At 66.9% G+C, this 1534-nt stretch carries 2 protein-coding genes; both read right to left on the minus strand.

Translation table 11 applies throughout. The features are described from left to right. Positions 1-256 precede the first annotated feature (256 nt). On the minus strand, positions 257-940 hold the full coding sequence (locus AC1DZV_RS21745) for a DedA family protein (RefSeq protein ID WP_052354987.1): 684 nt from the start codon (positions 938-940) through the stop codon (positions 257-259). Positions 941-1336: 396 nt separating this feature from the next. After that, on the minus strand, positions 1337-1534 hold a 198-nt coding region (locus AC1DZV_RS21750; RefSeq protein ID WP_476954564.1), incomplete at its 5' end, for a hypothetical protein.

Below are 1534 nucleotides of genomic sequence, written 5' to 3' on the forward strand. Positions count from 1 at the left end.
CCCCCACCACACGGTGGGGGTCCCCCCACCACACGGTGGGGGTCCTCCCGCATTTAACCGGCCTCTCCGAACCGAGCCGGGCCGGGGTCCCCGACCCGGAGCGGAACCCGGACCGCGACCGGCTGCCCCCGTGCCGGTCCGGTAATCGCCTTGGTGCCCGATCGCCGATGAGGGGCCCTGCGACGTCGTATGCTCCGCCTTGAAGGAGGCCGAGCGTTGCTGCAGGAACGTACAGACCGGAGGCACCTGGACGGCCTCATTCGGCATCGGGTGCGCCGTCCCCTGTCCCTCCCGCTGACCTGAGCTTCCGGCGTCTGCGCCGGCGCCAGACGATCACCAGGCCAAGCACGACGAATGGGACCAGCACCCAACCGCCGATGTCGAGAGCGTCACCGATGGCATTGGCCAGCGCCCCGGCCAAATAGGCGAGAACACTGAGGCTCGCGACCCAGGCAATTGACCCTGTGATGGTCCAGAGCAGAAAAGTGGGCCACGGCATCTTGGCGGCCCCCGCGGCAATGGCGCCCCAGAGCCGGACAACTATGACCCAGCGGCCGAAGAACAAGGCTTTGCCGCCGTGCCGATCGAAGAACGACTCGAGTTGGAGGATGCGATTCTCGTCGGCATGGAAGCGCTGTGCGAGTCGAAGCATCAGGGGACGGCCTCCCACCCGCCCAAGTACGTAGCCAATAGTGCTCCCGAGCATGGCGCCCAGGCTGCCGACCGCGATAACGGCGGTAAGGTTCAGGTCTCCGTGGCGCGCCGAGGCGTAGGCGCCAAGCAGGACGGCCACGGCGGGAAGCGGTACACCGGCGCACTGGGCCAGCACAATCACGAAGACGGCGAAGTAGTACGCCCATTCGTCCGCAACCCCTGCTTCCGCGGCGAAGTAGGCTGCCCAGCCGAGCGCCACGAAGCGGAAGGCAACTAATCCGGTCATCGCTCACACCTCACTCCGCTGCTCCGCCGTGGTTCATCATGACGGTCCCCGCGCTGCCCGCGTTCTGTCTGCGGTCATAACCCCCGCGACAGCACCGGGATGGCCCTTGTCTACCCTTGCGGCCGGGGCCGCGTCAAGAGCACGCTGCGGACACTGCCCAGCCGGCGGCGGCACAGCGTTTCCGGCAGCGGTGCTAGCCGTGGCGCTCCGGCCGGATCGCCCGCAACCACCACCGCCCGCGCCGCTACGACCGCCGGCCCTGCGCTTCTTCTACGCCTCCTGCTTTAGGCCCTGAAGAGCTGCCCGGTTTCCGGGGACTATTGGCGACCGAAGACGCACGAAGGAAAGAACTCACGCACAGGCCAGGCCCTTCCTCCTTCCTGGTGCGTACGACCTTCAGCACCAGACGCTTGGGTGGATGCGCTGTCCGAGCATGAAGATGGATTCCGCGCCTGAGTGAGGGCCGTTGATGATACTGCCTGGGATCGCGTCGGGTGGGAACACGTTCGCCAGGCGGCTCCGGCAGACAATGAACACGCGTCGGTCTTGGTCGTCGTGGAACGTGGCGCTCTTGAAGGCGGGTATCCGATACAG

It is taken from the genome of Arthrobacter sp. P1_D12 (assembly GCF_056406175.1).